The sequence below is a fragment of the Glaciimonas sp. Gout2 genome, from assembly GCF_035018905.1.
GTDB lineage: Bacteria > Pseudomonadota > Gammaproteobacteria > Burkholderiales > Burkholderiaceae_D > Glaciimonas.
This window is the reverse complement of sequence record NZ_JASJXA010000024.1, coordinates 42,023-66,446: the sequence shown is the minus strand read 5'-3', so window position 1 is coordinate 66,446 and position 24,424 is coordinate 42,023. Positions and strand designations below refer to the sequence as shown.

At 49.1% G+C, this 24,424-nt stretch carries 21 protein-coding genes and 1 tRNA gene; 16 read left to right on the top strand and 6 right to left on the bottom strand.

Annotation, left to right across the window (positions count from 1 at the left end; genetic code table 11):
* Positions 1 to 241 precede the first annotated feature (241 nt).
* Both edd and eda read left to right on the top strand, forming a co-directional pair.
* Positions 242 to 2,095: a phosphogluconate dehydratase gene (edd, locus tag QN379_RS15910; protein WP_323507048.1), complete on the top strand. Its 1,854-nt coding sequence runs from the start codon at positions 242 to 244 to the stop codon at positions 2,093 to 2,095.
* Positions 2,096 to 2,198: 103 nt separating this feature from the next.
* Positions 2,199 to 2,849, top strand: coding sequence for a bifunctional 4-hydroxy-2-oxoglutarate aldolase/2-dehydro-3-deoxy-phosphogluconate aldolase (gene eda / locus QN379_RS15905; RefSeq protein WP_322232480.1), 651 nt, complete (start codon positions 2,199 to 2,201; stop codon positions 2,847 to 2,849).
* 320 nt (positions 2,850 to 3,169) lie between these two features.
* On the opposite strand, the gene QN379_RS15900 is transcribed toward eda, so the two are convergent.
* A complete protein-coding gene (locus QN379_RS15900) occupies positions 3,170 to 3,316 on the bottom strand; it encodes a hypothetical protein (protein WP_322232479.1) in 147 nt (48 codons plus the stop codon).
* A 69-nt stretch (positions 3,317 to 3,385) separates the two neighbouring features.
* Here QN379_RS15900 and QN379_RS15895 point away from each other — a divergent pair, with 69 nt between their 5' ends.
* From QN379_RS15895 to QN379_RS15880, 4 genes are all read left to right on the top strand, one after another.
* The gene (locus tag QN379_RS15895; protein ID WP_323507047.1) at positions 3,386 to 4,102 is read left to right on the top strand and encodes an ABC transporter permease; all 717 of its coding nucleotides are present in this window, start codon (positions 3,386 to 3,388) and stop codon (positions 4,100 to 4,102) included.
* Positions 4,103 to 4,174: 72 nt separating this feature from the next.
* Positions 4,175 to 5,089, top strand: coding sequence for a glycine betaine ABC transporter substrate-binding protein (locus tag QN379_RS15890; protein WP_416348553.1), 915 nt, complete (start codon positions 4,175 to 4,177; stop codon positions 5,087 to 5,089).
* A 10-nt stretch (positions 5,090 to 5,099) separates the two neighbouring features.
* A complete protein-coding gene (locus tag QN379_RS15885; protein WP_322232477.1) occupies positions 5,100 to 5,750 on the top strand; it encodes an ABC transporter permease in 651 nt (216 codons plus the stop codon).
* The gene (locus tag QN379_RS15880; RefSeq protein ID WP_322232476.1) at positions 5,750 to 6,871 is read left to right on the top strand and encodes an ABC transporter ATP-binding protein; all 1,122 of its coding nucleotides are present in this window, start codon (positions 5,750 to 5,752) and stop codon (positions 6,869 to 6,871) included. Before QN379_RS15885 ends, QN379_RS15880 begins: the two co-directional genes overlap by 1 nt.
* 295 nt (positions 6,872 to 7,166) lie before the next feature.
* Here QN379_RS15880 and QN379_RS15875 read toward each other — a convergent pair whose 3' ends face one another.
* The 4 genes from QN379_RS15875 to gloB all read right to left on the bottom strand — a co-directional run bounded on the left by QN379_RS15875 (position 7,167) and on the right by gloB (position 12,739).
* Positions 7,167 to 8,585 carry a DEAD/DEAH box helicase gene (locus tag QN379_RS15875; RefSeq protein WP_322232475.1) on the bottom strand — a complete coding sequence of 473 codons (1,419 nt, stop codon included), beginning with the start codon at positions 8,583 to 8,585 and terminating at the stop codon, positions 7,167 to 7,169.
* A 481-nt stretch (positions 8,586 to 9,066) separates the two neighbouring features.
* Positions 9,067 to 9,849 (bottom strand): enoyl-ACP reductase FabI, encoded by a 783-nt coding sequence (gene fabI / locus QN379_RS15870; RefSeq protein WP_322232474.1) that lies wholly within the window; start codon positions 9,847 to 9,849, stop codon positions 9,067 to 9,069.
* A gap of 239 nt (positions 9,850 to 10,088) precedes the next feature.
* Complete coding sequence (locus tag QN379_RS15865) at positions 10,089 to 11,672, bottom strand: transglycosylase SLT domain-containing protein (RefSeq protein ID WP_322232473.1); 1,584 nt, start codon at positions 11,670 to 11,672, stop codon at positions 10,089 to 10,091.
* A 263-nt stretch (positions 11,673 to 11,935) separates the two neighbouring features.
* Entirely contained in the window at positions 11,936 to 12,739 is an 804-nt protein-coding gene (gene gloB / locus QN379_RS15860; RefSeq protein ID WP_322232472.1) for a hydroxyacylglutathione hydrolase, read from the bottom strand.
* On the opposite strand from gloB, the gene QN379_RS15855 reads away from it, so the two are divergent.
* From QN379_RS15855 to QN379_RS15835, 5 genes are all read left to right on the top strand, one after another.
* On the top strand, positions 12,738 to 13,613 hold the full coding sequence (locus QN379_RS15855) for a class I SAM-dependent methyltransferase (RefSeq protein WP_323507046.1): 876 nt from the start codon (positions 12,738 to 12,740) through the stop codon (positions 13,611 to 13,613). The genes gloB and QN379_RS15855 overlap by 2 nt on opposite strands.
* Before the next feature lie 83 nt (positions 13,614 to 13,696).
* Positions 13,697 to 14,131: a ribonuclease HI gene (gene rnhA / locus QN379_RS15850; RefSeq protein WP_322232470.1), complete on the top strand. Its 435-nt coding sequence runs from the start codon at positions 13,697 to 13,699 to the stop codon at positions 14,129 to 14,131.
* 227 nt (positions 14,132 to 14,358) lie between these two features.
* Positions 14,359 to 15,084, top strand: coding sequence for a DNA polymerase III subunit epsilon (dnaQ, locus tag QN379_RS15845; protein ID WP_323507045.1), 726 nt, complete (start codon positions 14,359 to 14,361; stop codon positions 15,082 to 15,084).
* A gap of 118 nt (positions 15,085 to 15,202) precedes the next feature.
* Positions 15,203 to 15,279, top strand: a tRNA-Val gene (locus QN379_RS15840).
* Positions 15,280 to 15,895: 616 nt separating this feature from the next.
* On the top strand, positions 15,896 to 16,141 hold the full coding sequence (locus QN379_RS15835) for a hypothetical protein (protein ID WP_322232467.1): 246 nt from the start codon (positions 15,896 to 15,898) through the stop codon (positions 16,139 to 16,141).
* A 75-nt stretch (positions 16,142 to 16,216) separates the two neighbouring features.
* On the opposite strand, the gene QN379_RS15830 is transcribed toward QN379_RS15835, so the two are convergent.
* The gene (locus tag QN379_RS15830) at positions 16,217 to 16,585 is read right to left on the bottom strand and encodes a DUF1304 domain-containing protein (protein WP_322232466.1); all 369 of its coding nucleotides are present in this window, start codon (positions 16,583 to 16,585) and stop codon (positions 16,217 to 16,219) included.
* A 518-nt stretch (positions 16,586 to 17,103) separates the two neighbouring features.
* Between QN379_RS15830 and QN379_RS15825 the strand changes: the two genes are divergently transcribed.
* From QN379_RS15825 to QN379_RS15805, 5 genes are all read left to right on the top strand, one after another.
* The gene (locus tag QN379_RS15825; protein WP_322232465.1) at positions 17,104 to 17,772 is read left to right on the top strand and encodes a response regulator transcription factor; all 669 of its coding nucleotides are present in this window, start codon (positions 17,104 to 17,106) and stop codon (positions 17,770 to 17,772) included.
* Positions 17,769 to 19,151, top strand: coding sequence for a sensor histidine kinase (locus QN379_RS15820; protein ID WP_323507044.1), 1,383 nt, complete (start codon positions 17,769 to 17,771; stop codon positions 19,149 to 19,151). Before QN379_RS15825 ends, QN379_RS15820 begins: the two co-directional genes overlap by 4 nt.
* 318 nt (positions 19,152 to 19,469) lie before the next feature.
* Entirely contained in the window at positions 19,470 to 20,012 is a 543-nt protein-coding gene (locus QN379_RS15815) for a hypothetical protein (protein ID WP_322232463.1), read from the top strand.
* Positions 20,013 to 20,136: 124 nt separating this feature from the next.
* Positions 20,137 to 21,294: an efflux RND transporter periplasmic adaptor subunit gene (locus tag QN379_RS15810; protein WP_323507043.1), complete on the top strand. Its 1,158-nt coding sequence runs from the start codon at positions 20,137 to 20,139 to the stop codon at positions 21,292 to 21,294.
* The gene (locus QN379_RS15805; RefSeq protein WP_323507042.1) at positions 21,287 to 24,382 is read left to right on the top strand and encodes a CusA/CzcA family heavy metal efflux RND transporter; all 3,096 of its coding nucleotides are present in this window, start codon (positions 21,287 to 21,289) and stop codon (positions 24,380 to 24,382) included. Before QN379_RS15810 ends, QN379_RS15805 begins: the two co-directional genes overlap by 8 nt.
* The last annotated feature ends 42 nt before the right edge of the window (positions 24,383 to 24,424 follow it).

The window sequence follows — 24,424 nt, the reverse complement described above, 5'->3', positions numbered from 1 at the left end:
TGTAGCGAGGAAAGTTGTTTTCTTGGCTGAAATATCTATAATATAGGATCAATTCCAAATGAAAATCAGCTGTACAGGTGGTGGTAATGTTCGCTACAGTTCAACGAAATGAATAAAATATAGTTAAAGCAGAGAAGGCGGGTGAAAATTAATTGTAGTAAAATTACAGTTTGAATATCGCAAGCTTGCTTTCCCATTTTGCACTGCGAGCTTATTTCATCTTATTTTCGAGGATTAAAACATGTCCGTTCTAGCCAGCGTTGCCAAAGTAACAGAGCGAATTATCGCGCGCAGCCAACCTTATCGCAGTGCCTATCTGGAGCGTATCGAGATAGCGCGTCGGCAAGATGTACAGCGCGGTGCGTTATCTTGTACCAATCTTGCGCACGGATTTGCCGCCTTTCCGGTGAACGATAAGTTACGACTTAAACAGGATAAAGATCTTTCTGTTGCGATTATTTCTTCGTATAACGACATGCTATCGGCGCATCAGCCGTTCGAAAATTTCCCCAAAATTATTAAAGATGCCGTTCGTGCTGCGGGTGGCGTAGCGCAATTTGCCGGTGGAACGCCTGCAATGTGTGACGGTGTGACACAAGGGCAACCTGGTATGGAGTTGTCATTGTTTTCACGTGATGCAATTGCCATGGCAACGGCTATCGCCCTGTCGCATAACATGTTTGATGCCGCGTTGTATCTGGGTATCTGCGACAAAATCGTGCCAGGACTGTTAATTGGCGCATTACATTTTGGACATCTACCAGCGATTTTTGTTCCTGGTGGTCCGATGACCAGTGGGATGTCGAATAAAGAAAAGGTCAAAATTCGCCAGTTATATGCGGAAGGCAAAGTTGATCGGGCAGGTTTGCTAGAGGCTGAATCCCAGTCCTATCACAGCGCCGGCACGTGTACTTTTTACGGCACTGCCAACAGTAATCAAATGTTGATGGAAGCGCTCGGCTTACATCTGCCTGGCTCTGCTTTTATCACCCCGAATACACCATTACGTGATGCGCTGACCGCCGAAGCAGGGCGTCAGGCGTTGAAGATTACTGATCACAGCGGCAACTATCGCCCGGTCGGGCATGTGGTTAGCGAAAAGAGTATTGTGAATGCCATCGTGACATTGTTAGCAACCGGCGGTTCGACCAATCACACATTACATTTGGTGGCGATTGCTAAAGCTGCGGGGATTGTTATTGATTGGAATGATTTTGATGCGTTGTCAGCCGTGGTTCCATTGGTGACGCGGATTTATCCGAATGGTGATGCAGACGTCAATCACTTTCATGCTGCTGGTGGGACCGGTTTTGTGATCCGCGAGTTGCTTGATGCTGGCCTGATGCACGAAGACGTAACGACGATTCTCGGAGACAGTTTGCGCGCGCATTGCGCAGAGCCATTTTTAGAAGGTAACGCAGTTGTATTTAAACCTGCTCCGGAAAAAAGCGGTGATGACTCGGTATTACGACCTGCCGCCACACCGTTTGCTGCAGACGGTGGTTTACGTTTGCTGACCGGTAATTTGGGCCGTGCAGTGATCAAAATTTCAGCAGTCAAGAAAGAGCACTGGATTGTAGAAGCGCCCGCGATTGTCTTTAACTCACAGGAGGCGTTTATGAAAGCCTTCCGTGCAGGTGAGTTGGACCGCGATTTTGTCGCTGTGTTGAGCTTTCAGGGGCCGCGTGCCAACGGTATGCCAGAACTACACGCACTCACACCTGCGTTGGGCCTGCTGCAAGACAAGGGGCGTCACGTGGCGCTGGTTACCGACGGTCGTATGTCGGGCGCATCGGGCAAAGTGCCGGCAGCAATTCACGTAACACCAGAAGTCTCGGCCGGTGGGCCATTGGCGCTGGTGCGTACCGGTGACATGATCAAGATGGACGCAGAGCACGGTATACTTGAGGCGATCGTGCCAGCCGCAGAGTGGGCGCAACGTCAATTGCAGTTGGTCAATCTGGACGCTAATCAAGTCGGCATGGGGCGCGAATTGTTTGCCATGTTCCGCAACACGGTGAGCGCGGCTGAGGAGGGCGCAACCTGTTTTGACTTACCTCCTGTGCATGAGTTGGTGGCAGCTGTTTCTAACTAAGTCTGAGATTCATGATCTTATTAAGATCATGAAGATTATTACGGTTGCTTAAATGAGGTAGCCGAAAAATACGTAGTTTTGACGAACATAAGAAAGCAACGATATGACATCTTCCAAATATTTGTATGACAACGAAGTGCTGGACATCATGCGCACTTCTGCAGTGATTCCGGTGATCGCAATCGACGATATTGCCCATGCCGTCCCATTAGCAAAGGCGTTAGTTGCCGGTGGCATCCGTGTGCTGGAAGTAACGCTGCGCACGGTTCATGGGCTGGCAGCGATTCGCGCAATGGCCGAAGTGCCAGGAGCAATTGTTGGCGTCGGTACACTCACCCATCCGGACGAATTTGTTGCGGCGCGTGATGCTGGTGCCGTTTTCGGTGTATCCCCCGGATTGACCTCATCTCTCATCGCTGCGGCAAAGTCGAGCGGCTTGCCATTGTTGCCGGGGGTGATGACTCCTTCGGAAGTGATGGCGGCGCGTGAAGCCGGATTTCGTCAACTCAAGCTGTTTCCGGCAGTTCCAGCAGGTGGCGTAGGGATGTTGAACGCGATTGCAGGGCCTTTAAGTGATGTTGTTTTTTGTCCGACTGGCGGCATATCGCAACAAACTGCCGCACAGTTCCTGGCGTGCAAAAATGTTGCATGTGTTGGCGGATCGTGGTTGACGCCGAAGGATGCTTTGGAATCGGGTGATTGGGCGCGCATTACTGCATTAGCGTTAGCCGCAAGTCAATTGCGCTTAGCTTAATACTGATAGCCCGATACGCATCAATAGTCAGTGTGTGGTTGCGCTTTTGGCCATCGCAGACTGACTTTGTTAAGAAACACGAATAAAATATAAACGCGTATTCATTTTGTTCTCTGCTTTTCTGCTCTGCCCATTCTCTTTTTTCCAAATTTTACGCTGAAAATAGTAGTTTTAGCGGTCAATAGACATTTCGGTAATAGGTTTGGTAAAAATCATTACTAGACTTCATCAAGAAAATTCATTACACTAGTGCCTCTTTGAAACATTGTGCCACCCCAAAATGGCGCAGTGAAGCTTCATGACCTGCATCAGTGGGTCGTCTATTGCTCCGATAAATGTTGGAGTTTCATCAAACGTGGGGTTATCCCTGCATTCAGTTTGCCGCCCCAATGCGGCAGTCGACCCATTCTGAACAGTCCTTTCAGGATACGGAATGGGATAAATAAATTGACAGCTTTGTTTGTCATGCTCGCGCGTCATTGTGTGTGCAGGTATTTTCTGTGCCTTGAACTCGTGCGGCAGAAATGGAGTAAAACATGACGAATCGCTATCGTAATGCCATCGTCGGCACAGCCATCACTATATTGGCCGTGGCGGGCATCGGCTGGACGGTCGGTGCCGACGCCATTGAGCGTTATCAAGGTGATCTGATCTATTACACTATGCGGCACATGCAACTAGTTGGCTGGTCGATGTTGTTGGCCCTTGTGACCGGTCTGCCCGCAGGAATTTTACTTAGCCGCCCTCTATTCGCGCGCCACGCTGAAAAATTCATGCAGATATTTAATATCGGCAACACCATTCCATCGATCGCTGTATTGGCCCTTGCGTTAGCGTTTTTCGGCATCGGTGATAAACCGTCAATCATTGCTTTATGGCTAGCCTCATTACTACCCATAGTACGCAATACGTACGAAGGGCTGAAGCAAGTCCCGCCCTCGTTACGCGACGCGGCTAAGGGTGTCGGTATGAAGCCCTACCAAATCTTGTTCCGGGTCGAGTTGCCAAATGCCATTCCGATTATTGTCGGTGGTATCCGAACCGCCTTAGCCATTAATGTTGGTACCGCACCGCTATCGATTTTGATTGGTGGCGAAAGTCTCGGTAGCATTATTTTCCCCGGCATTTATCTCAACAACCAGGATCAACTATTGCTTGGTGCCACCGCCACGGCAGTACTGGCGCTGATACTTGATGCCATCGTTTCTATCGGCAGCAACGCCTATCTCAGCAAACGCGGTCTATTGCGATAAACGATATCGCAGACATTGCTACCGCAGAGATTCAGATGCGGTTTATCAGCATCTTTTAAGAAGGAGAAAAAAATGAATTTTTTACGCATAAAGCATTTGCTGACAATGACGTTCGGCATATTTAGTCTCGTAATGGCGACATCCGCGATCGCTGGACCCTTAGTCGTCGGCGGAAAAAACTTTACCGAGCAGTTAATTCTGTCGTCCATGACGCAACAGTATTTACAGTCCAAAGGGTACAGCGTTGAACTGAAAAATGGCTTGGGTACCACCATCATGCGCCAGGCGATAGAAAGCGGTCAGCTTGATATCGTTTGGGAATATACCGGCAGTTCATTAATTGTATTTAACAAAATTACCGAGAAGCTGGACGACGAGCAATCTTATGAACGCGTTAAGCAATTAGACGGCGCCAAAGGTCTGATCTGGCTGAAACCATCTAAATTAAACAACACCTACGCGTTAGCAGTGCCTGCCACACGCGCTGAGGAAGAAGGAATAAAAACAATAGAAGATCTGGTAAACAGAATCGCAGCGGATCGCGAGCGCGATCCAGACAGCAAACATTTGTTCGGGGTTGACTTTGAATTTGCCTCACGTTCAGATGGTTTAGGCCCAATGTCAGAACTGTACAACATGCATTTTGACCGGAGTGAGGTCAAGCAGATGGATCCCGGTCTGGTCTATACCGCGTTACGAAACGATCAGTTGTATGTTGGCCTTACGTACTCTTCCGATGGTCGCATTGGTGGTTTTAATTTAAAGCTGCTAGAAGACAACAAGGGTTTCTTTCCGTTTTATACCGCGGCGCCCATGGTTCGTAAAGAAATACTCGACGCCAATCCAAAGCTGGCCGAACAGTTGAACGCTTTGTCGGCCACTATCGACACGCAAAAAATGGCAGCCATGAACAAGCAAGTGGATATCGATCAACAACCGATAGCGCAGGTTGCGGCCGATTTTTTACGCGCTCAAGGTTTGATGTGAGGGATGCAAAATGAGTTTATTTAACTATCTTTCCGGCGCGTGGCCTGAGATTTTACATCTGACTTTGCAACATTTGATGTTGGTGAGTATCGCCGTTGGTTTGGCCATTTTGGTTGGCGTTCCGCTTGGCATAGTGATGATTCGTCACCGTGGATTAGCCAGCCCGATGCTCGGATTGGCCACCGTCATTTTGACGTTACCATCGATCGCGTTATTCGGATTGATGATCCCGTTGTTCTCCCGTTTTGGCCAGGGGCTGGGACCATTACCCGCCATCACCGCAGTATTTTTGTATTCGTTGTTGCCGATTATGCGCAATACGTATTTGGCACTCGATGGCATTGAAGACGGCGTCAAAGAAGCGGGCATTGGTATCGGCATGACGTTTTGGCAGCGCTTGCGTCTGGTTGATTTGCCATTGGCTGTTCCCGTGATTTTAGGTGGAGTCCGTTCCGCAGTCGTCATGAATATTGGCGTGATGGCAGTTGCCGCTGTGATCGGAGCGGGTGGTTTGGGCGTGCTGATTTTGCACGCGATTAGCCAAAGTAATATGCAAAAACTCGTGGTCGGTGCGGTATTGATCAGCGTCCTGGCAATTGTTGCCGACGCTTTGCTGCAGTGGCTTCAACGCGTACTAACACCGAAAGGAATGCAGAAATAATGATTGAACTCGACAAACTAAGTAAAGTCTTCACCCAAAAAGATGGCGTCAAAGTAAAAGCCGTTGATGAGGTAAGTCTCACCGTCGCCGAGGGTGAAATTTGTGTATTTCTTGGACCTTCCGGTTGCGGAAAGAGCACGACGCTCAAAATGATCAATCGTTTGATCGTTCCCACTTCCGGCCGTGTTTTATTGAATGGTGAAGAAACCACCGGTATCGATGAGGTTACCTTACGTCGTCACATTGGTTATGTTATTCAGCAGGTCGGCCTGTTTCCGAACATGACTATCGAAGAAAATATCACGGTCGTGCCACGCTTGTTGGGCTGGGATAAAAAGCGTTGCCGTGAGCGCGCGACCGAATTAATGGCGATGGTAGCACTTGATCCCAAGTTATATCTAAAACGCTATCCACGCGAATTATCGGGCGGTCAGCAGCAGCGTATTGGGGTGATTCGGGCGTTAGCTGCGGATCCTCCAGTCTTGCTAATGGATGAGCCATTCGGTGCCGTCGATCCGATTAATCGCGAGTCGATTCAGAATGAGTTTTTTCAAATGCAGCGTCAATTGAACAAGACAGTGATTATGGTCAGTCATGATATTGACGAGGCGATCAAGCTTGGCGATAAAATTGCGATTTTCCGTGCAGGAAAGTTGGTACAGCTGGATCATCCCGATACACTATTGGCGCGCCCAAAAGATGAGTTCGTTGGATCATTTGTAGGTCAGGACGCCACTTTGAAACGCCTTTTACTAGTGCGCGCTGGTGATGCCGCGACGACTTCTGCGACCGTGCGGGATGACTCTACGCTGGCAAATGCTTATGGATTAATGGACGAAAATGATTATCGCTACGTCACTGTTACCGACGTGGACAATCATGCCATGGGTTTTGTCTCCCGTCGGGATGCTCGCGGTGCGCAAGGAGCTTGCTCGGATAAGTTGAAGCCATTCCCCGTTAGCGCAACACCGGATGAGAACTTACGCGTGGTGCTCTCCAAAATGTATAAGCATAGTACCAGCTGGATGCCAGTAATCGATCACGATAGTAGTTATTTGGGCGAGGTTACACAGGATTCAATTGCAGATTATTTGAGTTCGGGACGGACCCGGGTTAAATAAGGTTGGAGATACTTTTTCATTAGTCGTATTTATTACTACGGCTCAGAGATCGCCTTCTTTTTAGTTATGCTTCCTTGGTGGGTGCGTTGAGTCGGAGCAATAAAAAGCACCCCACTGAAGTGCTCCCTCGACAAGGGGCCTCAGAGTGCAAGTCGCTTGAATTAATGACGACCAAACTTAAAACACCAAATACCAATAAAAAAACGGCCACCGGAATAAATCCGATGGCCGTCTTGCTTAGCGTAGCTTAACAATCAATAAGCGATTGTCTTGCCAACCAATTTCAAATCTCTAATTAACGATCACCAAACGAGCGACGTGTGCTGCTGTCGTTAGTGCGGTTACCTTTGTAACCACCGCCAGCACCACCACCTGCGCCAGCACCGTCACGACGCGGAGCGCCTGGCTTGCTGAACGTACGACCGCCTGGCTTACTTGGCGCACTGCGATTGTCGCCCGGTTTCCAGCCACCTGGTTTGTGGTTTGAGCGTGGTGCAGAAGCTGTTTTCTTTGGTTCAAAACCAACAACGACATCGACCGGAATTAATTGCTTTGTGAAGCGCTCGATACGCTTAACGTTCATGCTTTCAGCATGGTTCACCAGCGATACAGCCACACCGTTACGGCCAGCGCGACCAGTACGACCAATACGGTGGACGTAATCTTCAGGGAACTTAGGCAAATCGTAGTTGAACACGTGGGTGATGGCTGGGACGTCGATACCGCGTGCGGCAACGTCAGTTGCTACCAATACGCGCACTTGACCGCGACGCAGACTGTCCAGAGTGCGGTTACGGGCGCCCTGATGCATGTCACCATGCAATGCGGCTGCAGCGAAACCGGCGATGTTCAGGCGGTCAGCGATATTGTCAGCGTCACGCTTGGTGGCAGTAAATACAACTGCCTGGTCCATCGTTTCGTCGCGCAACAGATGATCCAGCAAACGATTTTTGTGCGACAGATCGTCGACAAAATGCACCTTTTGTTGAATGTTTTCATGCTTGGTTGCTGAACCAGCGATCTGAATGATCATTGGGTTTTTAGTGATGCGTTTTGCCATGTTACCGACAACGCCATCAAGCGTAGCCGAGAACAACATGGTTTGACGTGATTCAGGTGTAGCAGCAACGATTTTTTCGATATCGTCGATGAAACCCATGTCCAACATACGGTCAGCTTCGTCAAGGACGAGAATTTGCAATTGCGAGAAATCGATCTTGCCTGATTCCATGTGATCGATCAAACGACCAGGTGTGGCGACCAGAATTTCTGGATTTTTAGCCAGCAATTGCATTTGTTTAGGATAAGGCATACCACCGAGGATCGAAATTGCCTTGATGCGCTTCATGTGTGAGCCGTACTTATCAGTAGCGCTCGTTACTTGCAGTGCCAATTCGCGTGTTGGGGTTAGTACCAACATTTTTGGTTGCGCAGCTTTGAAACGTGGGCGATCACCGCGTGAACGCGATGCTTGCATTTCTTGATTTGGTGTTTTGCCAGTTTGATCAACAACAGGCTCAGACGCGAATTTATGCAGAGCTGGCAGCATGAAAGCTGCAGTTTTGCCGGAACCGGTTTGCGACGATACCATTAGGTCGCGGCCTTCGATAGCGGCTGGAACAGCTTGTTCCTGAACGCTAGTTGGTTTTGTGTAGCCGGCTTCAGTCAGTGCTTGGATAACGGACGCGTGTAAGCCTAGTGATTCAAATGTCATTTATTTCTTTCGTAAAGTTCAGCGTCATCGTGCAAATATCAACTAAGTGACAAATGCTGAGAACGCAAAAAAGCAACGCCAACCAACGAAATGACTATGAAACGACAAAGAAATTTCGGCACAAAAGCTTTGCGCCGGGACGGTGTCAGTTAAACGACACACAAGGCGGGAGGGCTTTTACAATGCAATGTCTAAATTGAACGAAGACATGCTTAGGCTTGCGCAGCTACTTGTTTTTGTTTTTAACGATTAAACTTGCTTGCTCGCTTAATCGTTGCTTGCGTCATATTGCAACGCAGCCCATGATAATACAGTAATTTCGCCCGTGATACACGAAAAATGTTGCTGTTGCACATAAACAGCTTCAACAGAAACCTATAAGACCGTCGTTCGTTGTTTTTTTGTCGACTTCAGCCGCAGAGGAAAGCAAAACGTCCGAGACATCCGGACGTTGTTGATGTTTTAAGAAAATGGTAAGTGTTTACTCGGAGATGCCGCCCACGACTTTTGAGAAGCCGCCATCGACGTAGGTAATCTCGCCGGTGATGCCGCTTGCCAAATCAGACAGCAGGAACGCGGATGCGTTACCGACGTCTTCGAGGGTGACGTTACGACGTAATGGGGCGTGTTCGGCAACAAAGCCCAGAATTTTGCCAAAGCCTTTGATCCCGCTTGCTGCCAGTGTTTTGATCGGACCGGCGGAGATACCGTTGACGCGTACTCCTTTAGGGCCGAGCGACTCTGCAAGATAGCGGACACTGGCTTCCAGCGAAGCTTTCGCCAGACCCATGGTGTTGTAGTTCGGTACCACGCGGTCAGAGCCGAGGTAAGTCAACGTCAGTAATGCCGAATTTGGACGCAACATTGGTAACGCTGCTTTGGCCATTGCAGGGAAACTATAGGAGGAAATGTCATGCGCAATCTTGAAGCCTTCGCGGGACAAACCATCCAAAAAATCACCTGCTATCGATTCTGCCGGGGCGAAGCCAATGGCATGGACCATACCATCTAGCTGATCCCAGGATTTTCCCAGATCGGCGAATAATGCGTTGATTTGCTCATCGCTGCCAACGTCACAATTAAAAATGAGTTTACTGTCAAACTCGGCTGCAAATTTGGTAATACGGTCTAAAAAGCGCTCGCCGACGTATGTAAACGCGAGTTCCGCACCTTCACGTTTACACGCTTGAGCGATGCCATAAGCGATTGAGCGATTCGACAATACGCCGGTGATCAGGATTTTTTTTCCTTGCAGAAATGCCATGTTGACTCCAGATATGCGCGCCATGTGACGGCGGCGCGGTTGTGCGGTGCGTTCCTGCGCAATGACAAATACCAAGGTATCAATCGCAGTGTAACGGATATGTTTTTACGCGAACTGGGCCAGATTGTAGGGGTTCATTACGATCCCGGCAACTAGTCCCCGCCATATCGCGAATTATCTTGCGCTATCCCGTGATGTTTATCTCAGCATAGGTAAGCGTATTGATCGGAATATAAGGATTACTGCTTCCGTGTGCTACGGCTAGACGCGATTAGTTCACCCTTGGTATCTGCTGCGTGTGCTTTTTTGGAGGCGACGACTGTATTGTGTTTTGTTGCACTCCCTTTTCTCACTGGGCTTGCTACTTTTACAATGCGCTCTGTGCGTTGACCACGGCTATTTACCAACACGGCTTTATGATATTGCGTTCCAGTGGAAGCGCGTTTGGCCCCGCCATTGGAGGCGCCGGGTCGGTTTGGTACCTGCAATTGCAGACTTTGACCGCGGTTAATGCTATCGCGACGTAAACTGTTCCACGATTTGACCTGACTTATACTAACGTTGTAGCGCCCTGCGATGGATGCAAGCGTATCGCGTTTTCCAACTTTGACGAAAATGCGGCGCGTTTCTGGAATATCCGGTGCCACTGCCATCGTCGCATTGTCAGCGACTTCTGCTGTGATATCGCTATTTTGTGTTTCAGTTTTAGGCACCAGGATAGTTGATCCAGCCTTCAATACCATGCGCGGTGGAATATGGTTGACTTCGCGCAAGATCGCAGGTGTTGTGTCGAATTTGGCGGCAATCGCCTCAATCCGTTCGCGTGCATTTCCGACGGTGTGAGATGTCCAGGTGGACAATGATTTCGTCCATTGGGCAATATTTTTCTTAAATTTTTCTGCATTCGATTGCGGAAGCAAAATTTTGGTGTCCGAACTACCGATAATTACTGGTCGGTTAAATTGCGGATTGAGCGCCTTAAAATCATCAAGCGACAGTTCTGCCAGTTGGGCTGCTACCTTGACATCAATGTCACGGGTTTTGCCAATGGTTACAAAGTACGGTTCATTATCGATCTTCGGGAGCGCAATATTGTATGCGTCCGGTGCTGCGATGATATTTTTAACGGCTTGCAATTTGGGGACGTAATTACGCGTTTCCGCTGGCATTTGAGAGGCGAGACTGGCAAAGTCGGTTGGTAAACCAGCCGCCTGATTTCTGTCGATCGCTTTTTGGACTGAGCCCTGACCCCAGTTATATGCTGCCAGCGCCAGTTGCCAGTCGCCAAACATGCCGAACAAGGTTTGCAAATAAGTCAGTGCGGCGTCCGTTGACGCCAGAACATCACGCCGGTCGTCCTTAAACATATCTTGCTTGAGATTGAAATCGCGTCCTGTTGCGGGCATGAACTGCCATAGACCGACCGCTTTGGCGCTAGAAAAAGCTTGCGGATTGAAGGATGACTCGATGAACGGCAATAAAGCTAGTTCAGTTGGCATGCCGCGTTTTTCGAGCTCCTGTACAACGTGAAACAAGTAGGGAGATGCGCGCAATGTGGTGCGTTCAAAATAATCGGGACGCGAGCTATAAAATTCAGTTTGGGAGGTGACTTGTGCGTTGTCCAGGTCGGGAATGCTGAAACCTTTTCGTATTCTCGCCCAGACGTCGACCTGCGTCATACCAAGCACACCAGCGCTTGGATTGGCGGGGTCGATTAAACTAAAAGTGGGGGCGTAAATAGAAATATCGCTAGCATGGGCCAGCAGCGGATTGCCGAAAAAAGCGATGGCAGCAAGCGCGAATGTCTTGAATTTAAATGGCATGGAATCTTTTTTGCGAAACCGGCCAGTAGGGCCAAGTAATAGAAATATAGAGCGTAGTGTACGTAAGCAGCTTTTGTCGCGTCAAGCAAAAATTATGCTTTCTCAAGGAGATAAGTGATTGATTAATAGCGTAATTAATAACCTAGACCTTACAGCAGGACGACAATCCGTCACTTTAAGGGCGGTTGCCCTCTGGCAAGAGATAATCTAAGGCGTTGGATCATGGGGCGTGACGAAAGGACGGCTGTTGGATTTGGAGCATATTATTTGAAAGTATTTTTCCAAAGCCGCAGCGCGGCAAACGCAGCGATGGGATTATCTTGATCGGTATGTGGAAGATGATCGCTATGTCGCAAGCTGGCGATAATTTCCGGCTCTCCATAACGCAAAAAAGGATTGGTGGCGTTTTCCTCGCCAATACTCGATGGTATTGTTGGGATTTGGCGATCACGTTTTGCTTGTTCTGTCGCAATGCGACGGGTCAGTGCTCCGTTGCCAGGTTCAACTGCCTGCGCAAAACGCAGATTGGACATTGTATATTCATGTGCGCAATAAACTTGTGTTTCTGCGGGCAAGGCGCTCAGCTTTGAGAGCGACGTCACCATTTGGGCTGGTGTGCCCTCGAATAAGCGTCCGCATCCGCCTGCAAACAAGGTGTCACCGCAAAACAACCAATTTTGTTGGTTCGCAACATAGGCGATATGACCACTAGTATGGCCCGGTACATCCAGTACTGACAGTGTTAATGGCAGTTGCGGAACGTCAATAATATCGCCTTCCTTTAATAGTTTGGTAACATCAGCAATGACTTCATGTGCGGGGCCGAAAACGGGGACATTGGCATGCTGCAACAAAATTTGCACCCCGCCGACATGGTCAGCATGGTGATGTGTCAGTAAAATAGCGCTAAGTTTGAGTGTCAGGGTGCCCAGCGCGGCGATTACCGGGGCGGCATCACCCGGATCAACCACTGCGGCGTGACATCCATCATGTATAAGCCATATGTAATTGTCATTGAAAGCCGGAATCGCCACTACACTCAACGCGTTACTTAACAAGGCAGTCATGGAATATCCGTCTTCAAAAAAGTCTATTATAGCGCTCGGCCCGTGGCTGCAAACGCCAATTGGCCAATATATGCTTACCTGGGAACAGGCGCATCTGGACGCGATGACCGCAGATATTTTCGGCTTTAATGCGATGCAAATTGGTTTGCCTCAAATGGATACCTTGCGGGCGAACCGAATGCGTCACAAGTGGTTAAGTGATAGTGAACCGTTGGAGAATTGGGCGCAAAATAGGAACGAAAGTTGCAATAATTCCACGTCAATGCAGGCGGCGGGCCAAGATCAGATGCATGACCAAACACAAGGCAGAATGGAGACTAATCAGGGCCAATCAAAAATAGTTATTGCCCACGATTTCGCCGACCTGCCATTTGCCTCGCAAAGCCTCGATCTTGTCGTTCTGCCGCATGTGCTGGAATTTGCTGCCGAGCCGCATCAGGTGTTGCGCGAGGTGGAACGCGTGTTAATCCCCGAGGGCCAAGTCATTATTTGTGGCTTCAATCCAGCCAGCCTATGGGGAATACGGCAATCGACCGGTCGGCTTTCAGGCGCCCATTTTTTGCCGCAAAATGCCGAATTTATTAGCTTGCTCCGACTTAAGGATTGGCTGAAGTTGCTCAACATGGAAGTGAATCGCGGGCGTTTCGGTTGTTATGCACCGCCTTGCGCAACCGCGAAATGGCTGAACCGATTTTCATTTATGGAGAAAGCGGGTAACCGTTGGTGGCCATATTTTGGTGCCACGTATATAGTGCAAGCGATCAAGCGCGTTAAAGGAATGCATCTGATTGGTCCCGCGTTTAGCAAAAAAGCGATCAAGGCGGCTAACGGCGTGCCGGCGACGAACAGAACACACAAAGCAGGTAAGAATTAAGACGGCGATAACGCTGTAGATCAAAGAATTTAGATTTCTTTTTCTTTTCAATTAACAAACTACTAACGAATAAGATATCAAGCATGGACAAAGTAGAAATATTTACCGATGGCGCCTGTAAAGGTAATCCTGGCACTGGCGGTTGGGGCGCATTACTTATTGCCAACGGTAGCGAGAAGGAACTATTCGGCGGCGAGCGCAATACCACCAACAATCGGATGGAATTGTTAGCCGTCATCGAGGCCTTAAAGGCGCTAAAAAAGCCATGTGAAGTCATCGTTCATACCGATAGCCAATATGTTCAAAAAGGCATTAGCGAGTGGATTCATGGATGGAAGGCGCGCGGCTGGAAGACCGCAGCAAAAGCCCCGGTAAAGAATGTCGATCTGTGGCAGGCTCTGGATGCCGCGCAAGCACAGCACCAAATGGATTGGCGCTGGATTAAGGGGCATGCAGGTCATGTTGGCAACGAACGTGCTGATGAACTGGCTAACCGTGGCGTGACGACGGTCTTATAGTTCAGGCTTTTTTTTGCCCAATATCTAGGTCTTGTCGTTGATCTGGTCCCCAATTGGTACTACATGCACCCAAGGGCATGCATTTGCGGACAGTCCTTTTTTGTACACCTTTTAGTAGCAGCTGACCACTTCGCCAATCGTTGCTGACAATACAGATCACCATCAAATTGTAACAACGCCATCTTGGCTTTTTGTATACCTTTACCAGTTTTTAAAAATAAGTGACTATGCGACAAATTGTTTTAGATACCGAAACCACAGGCCTTAACCCGCGCACCGGTGATCGGGTCATCGAAATCGGCTGCGTTGAATTGATTGACCGTCGTTTGACAGGCAATAACTATCATCAATACATTAATCCTGAACGCGACTCTGAAGACGGCGCGTTGGCAGTTCATGGATTGACCACAGAATTTCTGAGTGATAAACCAAAATTTCGACAGATTGCCGCCGAACTTAAAGAATATATTAACGGCGCAGAAGTCATCATTCACAACGCACCGTTCGATCTGGGCTTTTTGGATGCTGAATTTAAACGCCTGGACCTTGAAACTTTTAGTAGCGAGATTGACGGCGTGATCGACACGCTGGTGCAAGCTAAGGAAATGTATCCCGGAAAGCGGAATTCGCTGGATGCGCTCTGTGATCGCTATGGCATTTCAAATGCGCATCGGACTTTGCATGGCGCTTTGCTCGATTCTGAGTTGCTGGCAGAAGTTTACCTTGCCATGACGCGCGGTCAGAATAGCTTTAGCATTGATTTTGGCGATAACCAGGATGGAGAGGGTGAAGATGGGGCGCGTTTGCCATTAACGCCTTTGGCGGAAATTTTCGTTCGTCTTGCCAGCGTCGACGAGCTTGAATTGCATGAGGGTGTGCTAGGGACCATCGACAAAGAGGTTCGAGGCCTCAGCGTCTGGCACAAATTACCTGCGGAAATTGCATCTAATTAATAGTAGGGCGCCATATGAGTCCTGCGTTCTGGTGGTTGATGGTCAATCTTTGCAAGAAGCTTTAAAATAAGGTTGTACAGATGCGAGTGTTGTTGTATTATTCTGTCCTGTTGCAAACGGGCGGTTAGTTCAGCTGGTTAGAATACTTGGTCGACATCCAAGGGGTCGCAGATTCGAATTCTGCACCGCCCACCAGAATATAAAAGGTCTTTCTTCGGAAAGGCCTTTTTCATTTTCAGCGCCATTCTTAGCCGTTCCCCGATTCGCGTGCCAGTGCATGCCTAGACATTGGGCGCATTGCTAGAATCCCAGACGCGTCGCGCACTCCCAATAATAACGTTAGGAAAATCATGATTTGTCATCAGTGCAAGACGGAAAGCCTCACGACCGATTTAACATGCACGCAATGCGGCGCTGATCTGGTTGGCAAAACAGGCGGTGCAAATTCACCGCCCATTCAAAAAAAAGTGCCACTCAATCCCAGATATTATGGACAGATAGCGTCGTGGGTTGTGATCTGCTTGTTTGTGCTGCTTTATAAGCTAGTACTTCCGGCATTCATAGTAAGTACCATTTGGGAAAACTCGACAATCTTTGGTGTTGGCGTTGCATTGTCGTGGATTGCAGGACGCTTAATTGGCAAGATTCTGGCGCAGAAAAAAGCAAACTGACGGCCGTCAACATTAGGCAAACCTTTTAAGCGGATGCCAATCTGGACAATAGAGTATGCAGATGCGTAGCTATGACAAGCTCGGATAAAGTAGTCTTGTTTTTTCCATGGTAGGATATTCCTAACAATGAGGAGACTACGATGCCATCCGAACTTTTAGGTACGTATGAAATTGAGTATTCGGCCGTCTTATTGCCTGACAGCGAGCATTGGGCCGCATATCTAACCATCTTTGCGCCGTCACCCAATCCCATGCACCGGAATAATATTTTTCCTAATCAACGGGTTTCCGTTGAGCACGTCTTTGCGAATCAAGAAGACGCGGAGCGAGAGGCGCAAAAAATCGGCGCTGAGATGATCAATAAGTGCAGCTCCAACAAAGCTTGATGCGATAGAAGGTTGATGCAGGTAAGATGCCCGAGTTAGCTGTTGAGCTACTCCAAAGAAGTATCAAAGGACGGATCAAATCGCCAGCAACACAGCTAGGGCAATGATGGCGGGAAGCGCCTGAACGATCAAAATTTTCTTGCCCACCGTTGCTGCGCCAAATAAGCCAGCAATGATGACGCATAGCAGGAAAAACACTTTGATCGAGAATCCGTTTGGTCCCAACCAAAGTCCCCACAACAAACCGGCAGCTAGAAACCCGTTGTATAAGCCTTGATTCGCTGCTAATGCCTTGGAGGCGGTGGCGAATTCTTGCGTCAGGCGAAACGTTTTCAGTCCTAGTGGTTTATCCCAGAACACCATCTCAAGTATTAGAAAATAGACGTGTAGCAATGCGACTAAGGTAATTAAGATAGTTGAAATAATACCAATGGCAGCGGTCATGAATTTTATCCTTTAATAGCGCAGAGTCATGATGCAGACGATGATGTCAATATTGCAATTTAATGAAAAAAGAGAGGTCAATCGGAGGTCAATACGATTATCCAGTCTGGGGCGGGTTATCTTTTGTCGTGGTGACATTGCTGTATTTCGAACAGGCCAAGATTCACTTGCGTTGCCTTCCCTTTTCCCGTTGCAGAAACCACTCTTTTCGCGCACGTAATCTCAGGGGAGCGTGTTAGCGTGAGTCGTCTTTCCAATAAATAGTTAATATTAGGCCATTATTTAGTGCGGCCACGCACGATACTACATAATTTTATGGCTTTTTATAACGAATAGTTTTTGCTCAATCTTGCTGTTGCGCCGTCGACTAGGGGGTGTGTTTTGTCATCACGCAGCCGAGCAGCACTTTCAATCAACGATACCGATTAGAATTGGCATCTAAATAATGTGGTTAGTAGATGCACTCCTTGCGGCTTCCCATATTTACTGCCCCATATTCACACTTCGCAAATAAGATTATGCACATTCTGTTGGTAGAAGATGACTCAGTACTTGCCGACGGCATTTTGCGGATATTCAAAGGTCATGGAATGGTCGTTGACGTGGTGCAGAATGGCAGCGATGCTGACGCACTGTTACAACGCACCGAGATTTCCGTAGTGGTGTTGGATATCGGTTTGCCGGGTATGGATGGTTTTGAAGTCGTCCGTCGCTTGCGCGCCCGTGGCAGCCATATTCCCGTGTTGTTGCTGACCGCACGCGACTCCGTCCAGGATCGGGTCTACGGTCTGGAGATTGGGGCCGACGACTATCTGGTGAAGCCATTTGCGACACAGGAATTGGTGGCACGGGTAAGGGCTTTATTGCGACGCAGCGCGCCACAGCCGCTGGAGATGCATTTGGGTGGACTCTCACTCAATACGTCGTCCCGCAGAGCAAAAATCAATGGTAAGTCGATTGAACTCTCGGTACGTGAATGGGCAGTCCTTGAATATCTGCTGCAACAAGCGTCCCGCGTGGTGTCGCGGCAACAGATCATTGATGCGATTTTACCTTGGGGTGCGGAACTGACCCTTAATGCGGTGGAAGTTTATATCTCGCGTATTCGACTGAAAATTGCGGATGCCGGAATTGAAATTCGTACTATACGAGGATTCGGTTACATGCTGGAAAAAGTCGAGCTATGAACAGTATTCGGATCAACCTGCTGATGTGGCTAATTGTGCCGCTCCTCATTGTGAATTTTGTTGGCGCTGGCCTTAGTTATTGGCTGGCTTGGGTACCTGCACAAATTGCCTTCGATCAAAGTCTGGCAGATGCTGGCTGGGCCATGGTTCCCCGTTTGCAGGAAAAGAATGGCCAGGTAGAAAGCACGTTGTCGCAACAGGCTGAGCAAGTATTGCGAGTCGATCACTTTGACGCCATTTATTTGGTGGTGCGAAGCCAAGATGGGAAGTTGCTCGCTGGTGATGCGGATTTTCCGGCGCTGCCGCAGCAAAAAGCATTAAACGAGCCTACGCCCTATGAAGGTCAAATGCGCGGTGAGCCGGTGCGAATAGTGGCACTCCAGACGACGGTTGGGCGCCAGCAGGTATTTATCGGCGTCGCAGAAACGCTACGTAAGCGTAACCATATTCGATCCGTCATTTTTTTTGCGCTCTCTATACTGGAGGCGCTATTAGCGATTATGTTGATTGCGACGATCTGGTTTGCTGTGAGCAAAGGCTTGTTGCCGCTGAAAAAAATGCAGCTGGATTTGAATTTACGTAGCCACGACGATTTATCCGCGTTGGATGAAAACAATGTGCCGCTGGAACTTGGGCCAGTAGTGACGGCTATCAACGGTTTGCTCAACAAGGTGCAAAACGGCGCTCAGCGACAGCAACATTTTCTGGCAAATGTCGCGCACCAGTTACGAACCCCGTTGGCTGGATTCAGAACGCAATTGGAATGGTTACTACAAAAGAACGCTAGCGAACCGGAAACCGCGCATTCGATCAAACTCATGGCATCGTCGACCGAGCGGATGATCCGCCAGACTAATCAGTTGTTAGCCTTGGCAAGAGCGGAGCCGACAAAATTTGAAAAAGAACGGCTGGAAGTCATTGAATTAAATAAACTGGTGGAAGAGTCGATTCAGCATTTCGTCGAAGAAGCCGATAAAAAGGCTATCGACATCGGTTTTAATCTGCATAAAACCCGTGTAATGGGAGATCCATTTCTATTACGTGATCTGATCGATAACCTGATCGATAATGCGATCCGCTACTCACCTGGCAACGGCACTGTCACTGTTAATACGATACAAGGCAACGATGGCGGCATTTTCTCGGTAGAGGATTCGGGGCCCGGCATCGCCGCCTCGGAGCAAGAGTTAATCTTTACGCGCTTTTATCGTATTGATGACAATATTGCTGGCAATGGCCTGGGATTAGCGATTGTGCGCGATATTACCAAAGACCATGGGGCCAGAATCACCGTGGAACCCGGACCGACATGCGGCACCATATTCTCAGTGCTTTTCCCCTTTCCTATTCTTGGCACTCCCACTAAGTTGCAGTCTTAGTTGCAGTCTTAGTTGCAGTCTAAATTGCTGCTCTAATTGCAGGTCTGTCGCCCCACAATCATCCATATTGGCAGCGGTCATCTGGATGGCTTTGCTTCGATTGCGATGTTGGCATCTGCATTCCGTCCGCGTTCTATTTAGTCTCTTACCATCAATTGATCGCTTATCTTTTGTTTGTCAGGATTTTGTCAGGTTTCCTTCAGGTTATTGACAGGATCGGTGGTTATTCTGTAGTAGTTCCTTCTGGAATCGCAAGGAATCCTGTCAATTAGTTAGGTTCCCTGTGCCATATTACTTACTGGCGCTAGTTCCGACTCAATGACTTATTCCACTCGCATCCTATTTATTTACATCCTGCTAGCGCTGGGCATGACGATATCTTCGGCAAACGCACAGGATGCGCTGGTGCCGTGTCGACGGTTTCTGCACCAGATTGAATGCGTGACCGTGCCGCTTGCAACGTCAGGTGAAGATGCCGACGCTAAGCAGTTTGTGGCACCGACTAACGGCTTAGGGAAAATTTATCTGATACGGCCCGGAACAATGGAGCCGAAACAAAAGACTGAGATTTTTTTGGATGGTAAATGGATCGCCAATTTGGCTCCGATGACCTACCTGGTGATGGAAACCAGCTCCGGTACGCACACTGTAAGTTCCAATCTACAAGCGGCTTCATCTTTGTCATTAGATGTTACTGGTGACAAAAATACGTATGTTAAAGAGCAGTTATACCAATTTTTCAATAGTGAAAAAATTGTTTTTGAAATCGTCGATCAGCACACCGGACAGGCCGACGTTTTGAAATCTGCCTTGATCAGCAAGGTTCCCGCCACGAGAGTTGATCAACCCTCCAAGCCCTGAAGCCATACATTGATGTCGCATTCTTTTTACAACACCTGATAAAGCGACGAATGCAACAGAATTACATTGATGTTGGGAAGATCAGCCCGATCAGCGAACAACGATTCTTACTATAAGTACCATCATGCAAAAGTCTATCCTGCCTAGAAAAAAAAATGTTTGTATTCTCGCAATCGGTGTCCTCGCTATTGCCGGAATCGTTTGGATTACGTCAAGCAGTAAAGGTGTTATCCATGCAGCAGATGCCAACGCTGAGCCAATCCCTAATTTGATTAGAAAAGGCGATCAGATTTTAGTTCCTTTGCATTCGCCGCTGCGTGACCGTCTTACCGTGCAATTGGTTGCGGCAATGGATACCACACATGCTCTGGAATTGCCAGCGCAAGTAGAAGCCGATCCTTCCCGGACCATCAATATCGTGCCACCGGTTGCGGGAAAAGTGTTGGAGCTAAAGGTTGGCCTTGGCGATCATGTCAAAAAAGGACAGCTGTTGCTGGTGATGACGTCGGGTGATTTTGCGCAAGCAGCGTCGGACCAACAGAAGACCCGCGATACTTTGCAGCTGGCGAAGAAGATCGTTGATCGCCAGCGCGGCGTTCAAGACGCTGGCGCAGGCGCGGCGAAGGATTTGGAGCAAGCTGAAAGCGCAAGCATTCAGGCGCAGGCTGAGTTTACTCGCGCTGATACGCGGTTGAAATCCTTGGGTGTGGTAAGCGCAGATAGCAATGGACGCCGCCTCAATATCGTCGCGCCTACTTCCGGCAGTATCACGGCATTGTCAATCGGCGTCGGTCAAAGCGTCAATGATCCAACCGCGTCGATGATGACGATAGCGAATCTGGATAACGTCTGGATTACTGCCAATGTGCCTGAAAATTTAGTGTCATCCATCAAGACCGGACAGCAAGTGGCGATCCATTTGCCAGCTTATGCTGATATGCCATTTAAAGGCAGCGTCAGTTTTATCAGCGATGTTTTGCAACCGGATACACGTCGTGCGTTGGTGCGTATCAGCATGCCTAATGCCGATGGAAAATTAAAGCCAAACATGTTTGCAAGGGTGTCGTTCGCCGTCGCTCAAACATCCGCGCCAGTAGTGCCAACTTCGGCATTACTCATGAATAACGATGACACTACCGTTTTCGTCGAGACGACACCGTGGAAGTTTGTAAGGCACAAGGTTGAACTGGGTAGTGAAGCAAACAGCAGCGTCCGTATTCAAGCCGGCCTCAACGTCGGGGATCGGGTTGTGACTAAGGGCGGAGTGCTTCTTAATGATTAATAACGTCGTCCGCTATTGCCTGCAAAAGCGCTATGCAGTGATTCTGGTGACGATTTTGGTGGCGCTGTTTGGCTATTATTCGTGGACCCGTATGGCGGTAGAAGCTTATCCTGAACTGTCCGATGTCTCCGCACAGGTGACGACCCAGGCGCCCGGTCTGGCTGCGGAAGAAATTGAGCAACAGATCACGATACCGCTAGAACGTCAATTGAGCGGCACGCCTGGTTTGGTACATATACGCTCGTCCAGCACATTTGGCTTATCCCTGATTACACTGACGTTTAAAGATGGTGCTGAAGATTACTGGGAGCGTCAGCGCGTCACTGAGCGCATCGCGCTGGTAACAATGCCAACAGGGATTACACCAACTCTGGATTCGGTCAGCGGTCCTTCGGGCGAAATTTATCGCTACACGCTTGAGTCTGATAGCAAGAATTTGATGGAACTGTCAGAGATTCAGCGCTGGATCGTCATCCCCGAATTACGGCAGATTCCAGGTATTGCGGATGTGGGCAATTTTGGCGGCATGACGATGGAATATCAGCTTGAGATTGATCAAAATCAATTGCAGCGCTTTGGCGTTTCGCTACCGGACGTGACCACTGCGATCAATAACAATAACGCCAACGCAGGCGGCAGTCGTATTTCCCGTGGTGAGCAGGGTTATGTCGTACGTGGACTGGGGATGATGCGCAGCTTGACGGACCTTGGCAATGTCGTGGTCAAGCAAGTCAGCGGTGTGCCGGTTTTGGTGCGTGATCTCGGCAAACTGCAATACAGTCATCAAGAACGTCAGGGAATTCTTGGCAAGGACAACAATCCCGATACGATTGAAGGCATCGTCAAGCTATTGAAATATCAAAATGCGTCCGAAGTGATCAAGGATGTGCATGCAAAAGTGGCACAGTTACAGAAACAATTGGCGCCGCAAGGGGTGCGAATTGTTCCTTATATTGATCGCGATGAACTGATTCAACTGACCGTCCATAAAGTCAGCCACACGGTGCTGGAGGGAATTGGCCTTGTATGTATCGTGCTGATTTTGTTTCTTGGTAGTCCGCGTAGTGCGCTGGTTGCAGCGGTGACGATTCCGCTGGCGTTGGTAGCTGTTTTCATTATGATGTATTTGACCAAAATGCCAGCGAATTTATTCTCGTTGGGCGCAATCGATTTTGGCATCATTGTGGATGGTGCAATTGTTGTGACGGAAGCGATTTTGCGGCGGCGCGAGGCCAAGCCAACTGAAGAGCTAACCGAGATAGAAGTTCGTGCAGCGACCACCGAAGTGATCAAGCCGATTTTCTTTGCGACGTTGATTATTATTAGTGCGTATTTGCCGTTGTTCGCGTTTGAACGTGCTGAAGGAAAGCTGTTATCACCAATGGCGTTCACCGTCAGCTACGCGCTGATCGGTGCGCTTATTTGTAGCATCGTTCTGGTGCCTGGATTGGCCTATATGGCGTTGCGAAAGCCACGCAAAATATTTCATAACAAGCCCCTCGAATGGTTAAGTACAGGTTATCGAAATACACTTGGTGGTATGTTGAACAATCCATCGATTGCGTATGTGATTGGTGTGGTGGCATTGGTCGGTGTGATTGCTTTAGGTGCTGTTACCGGGCGCGAGTTCATGCCGCAGCTGGATGAAGGGACGCTTTGGTTGCAAGTCCAGATGCCATCTGGATTGTCGCTGGAAAAAGGCAGCGAAATGGCGGCCGAATTAAGGCGTACGCTGCTATCGTTCCCTGAAGTTTCTTATGTCGTCACGCAGCTTGGTCGTAGTGATGACGGTACGGATCCATGGACGCCGTCGCATATGGAAGTGCCGGTGGGGTTGAAACCATATAACACCTGGCCTCCTGGAGAAAATAAGGCCGATTTTGTTCGACGTCTCAACGCACGGCTAGTGCAGCTGCCTGGCTTTTCTATCGGTATTAGTCAGCCGATTAGTGACGGCGTTAATGACGCGGTGGGTGGCGCGCATAGTCCGTTGGTGATTCGCATCTATGGTGAAGATTTCAAAGAGTTGCGTCGCATCGGCAATAACATTGTTGACGTTCTGCACGGCGTACGAGGAAGTGCTGACGTATCGATTTTTCAGGAACCACCGATCCCACAGATGGTGATTGATATTGATCGGGCTGCCGCTGCCCGTCTCGGTATCAATATTGCCGATATTTCTAACTTGATACAGACCGGTATCGGAGGCGCGCCGGTGACGCAGATGTATGTTGCCGATCGTATCTATAACGTGACGGTTCGGTTCCCCAAGGATAGTCGGAATGGTCCCGAGGCGCTGGGAAATTTGCTCCTTACGGCATCCAGCGGCGCGCGCATTCCGCTTTCTCAATTAGCGCATATTCGGGCTGGAACTGGCGAAAGTACGATTACGCATGAAAGTACGCACAGGCAGTTAACCGTACGACTTGATTACGCAGATCGGGATTTGCTTTCCTATTATAAAGATGCGCAAGCCAGGGTCGCTAGCGATGTGCAGTTTGATCATTCCAAATATCGTTTGGAATGGGCCGGCCAGTTTGAAAATCAGGAGCGGGCGCAAGCACGTCTGATTGTGGTCTTCGGTCTGGTACTGGGTTTGATGGCGCTTATTTTATATGCCGGATTTGGCAAATTGCGCCAAGCCATGCTCATTCTGGGTGTAGTGCCGCTGGCCGCACTGGGCGGCCTGATCGCATTGCGTGTCACTGGCAATACTATTAACGTTGCGACCGGCGTCGGCTTCATCGCTCTATTTGGTGTTGCGGTACAAAACGGCATCATCATGGTATCCAACATCAATCGGGTGCGACAACAAGGTGTGATGTTAATGGAGGCGGTTTTGGCGGGCGCCTCTGAACGTTTCCGCCCGGTGCTTATGACTGCAACCGTAGCGTCGGTTGGCATGTTGCCAGCCGCGCTGGCAACCGGTGTCGGCACCGATGTACAGCGCGGCCTGGCCACGGTCGTTGTGGGTGGATTGGTGGTCGCGACGCTGTTGACACTGTTTATTTTGCCCACATTCTATTTCGCTCTAGAGCGTTGGATAGAACGGCGTAAAGGGGTAAGTCCGACGCCCGATGGCCGCTAGTCGATTAAAAAATGAGATCGGCGATCCAGAGTAGGTCAAAGA